Raw genomic sequence first — 2,177 nt, forward strand, 5'->3', positions numbered from 1 at the left:
CCGTGGGCATCCTGGTCGACGACGCGACGGTTACGATCGAGAACATCAACTGGCACCTCGAACAGGGCAAGGGTGTGATCCAGGCGATCATGGACGGTGCCGCGCAGATCGTGACGCCGGCCTTCGTGTCGCTGCTCTGCATCTGCATCGTGTTCGTGCCGATGTTCTTCCTGCCCGGCGTTGCAGGCTTTTTGTTCGTTCCGATGGCGCTGGCGGTGGTGTTCGCGATGATCGCCTCGTTCGTGCTGTCGCGAACGCTGGTGCCGACGATGGCGATGTACCTGCTGAAGCCGCACACGCCCGGCGAAGACGTGCACGCGGCCGGCTCCCCCGGCTCGCGCAATCCTCTGGTGCGCTTCCAGCGCGGGTTCGAGGCACGGTTCGAGAAGGCGCGGACCTTTTACGGGGCGCTGCTCGGCGAAGCGCTGGCCCGCCGCAGGCCGTTCATGATCGGCTTTCTCGGGATCGTGCTCGCCTCGTTCGTGCTGCTGCCCTTCCTCGGCCGCAATTTCTTCCCGGACGTGGATTCGGGACAGATCATGATTCACGTCCGCGCGCCGGTCGGGTCGCGCGTCGAGGACACGGCGGCGCAGTTCGATCGCATCCAGCGCCGCATCCGCGAGCTGATCCCGCCGGGCGAATTGCTGTCCGCCGCCGACAATATCGGCCTGCCGGTCAGCTCCATCAACACGACCTACAACAACTCCGGCACGATCGGGCCGCAGGACGGCGACATCCTGATCGCGCTCACCGAAGGCCATCGCCCGACCAAGGAGTATGTCGCGATCCTGAGGCGCGAGCTCCCGCGCAGTTTCCCGGGCACGACCTTCTCGTTCCTGCCCGCGGACATCACCAGCCAGATCCTGAACTTCGGCGCGCCCGCCCCGATCGACGTGCAGATCAGCGGGCGGAAGATGGCGGACAATGCCGCCTATGCCGAGAAGCTGCTGCGCCGCATCCGCACCATTCCGGGCCTTGCCGACGCGCGCATCCAGCAACCGTCGCGCGCGCCGCAGCTAAACGTCGATATCGATCGATCGCGGATCAGCCAGTACGGGCTGACGGAGAAGGACGTTACGTCCAGCCTCGCGACGTCGCTGGCAGGCTCCGGCACGACGGAACCGGTCTATTACCTCAATCCGGACAACGGCGTGTCCTACTCCGTGGTGACGCAGGCGCCCGAATATCGCGTCGGATCGATGTCGGCGCTGAAGGGCATCCCCGTTTCGGGCGGCGACGGCAGCGCGATGCAGACGCTGGGGGGCATTGCGAAGGTCAGCCGCAGCAGCACCATGCCCGTCGTCAGCCATTACGACGTGCAGCCCGTCGTCGACGTTTTCGCCGCGCCGGCGGGCCGCGACCTAGGCGCCGTCTCGGCGGACGTGCAGCGCGCGATCGACGCACTGAAAAAGGAGCAGCCGAAGGGCGTCACCGTCACGATGCGCGGCCAGTATCAGACGATGAACGACGCCTTTTCCGGTCTCGCCTTCGGCCTGATCGGGGCGATCGTGCTGATCTATCTGCTGATCGTGGTGAACTTCCAGAGCTGGCTCGATCCGTTCGTGATCATTACCGCGCTGCCCGCCGCGCTCGCCGGCATCGTCTGGACGCTGTTTGCGACCGGCACGACATTGTCGGTGCCGGCGCTGACGGGAGCGATCATGTGCATGGGAGTGGCGACAGCCAACTCGATCCTGGTCGTCAGCTTTGCACGCGAACGGCTGGCCGAGTTGGGCGACGCGAGCAAGGCGGCGCTGGAAGCCGGCATGGTCCGCTTCCGTCCGGTCCTGATGACCGCACTTGCAATGATCATTGGCATGCTGCCGATGGCGCTCAGCCTCGGCGAAGGCAGCGAGCAGAATGCGCCGCTCGGCCGCGCCGTGATCGGCGGGCTGGTCGCTGCGACGATCGCGACGCTGTTTTTCGTTCCTACCGTCTTCAGCCTCGTCCACCGCCGCGGGCGCGTGGCAGGCTCGCCCACGGAGCTTGAACCTCTCCATGCTTGATGAAGTGCAGTCCCGGACTCTGAAGCGCACCGGGCTGATCGCGGTCCTGGCCGCGGCCGGAATCATCGTGGTCGGCGTGTCGACGCGGATCAGCGCCGGCCACGAGCTGGCCGCCGCCGCACGCGACAACGCAGTGCAGGTCGTGACCGTCGTCCAGCCCAAGCGCGGTGC

General features: G+C 66.4%; 1 protein-coding gene. It reads left to right on the top strand.

Features of this window, described 5'->3' with window-relative positions; all coding sequences use genetic code 11:
- The coding region (locus tag VFT73_RS05350; protein ID WP_326409132.1) for an efflux RND transporter permease subunit at nucleotides 1-2,006 on the top strand (2,006 nt) is incomplete at its 5' end.
- Nucleotides 2,007-2,177 lie beyond the last annotated feature (171 nt).

Source organism: Sphingomonas sp. (genome assembly GCF_035758555.1).
Taxonomy (GTDB): domain Bacteria; phylum Pseudomonadota; class Alphaproteobacteria; order Sphingomonadales; family Sphingomonadaceae; genus Sphingomonas_B.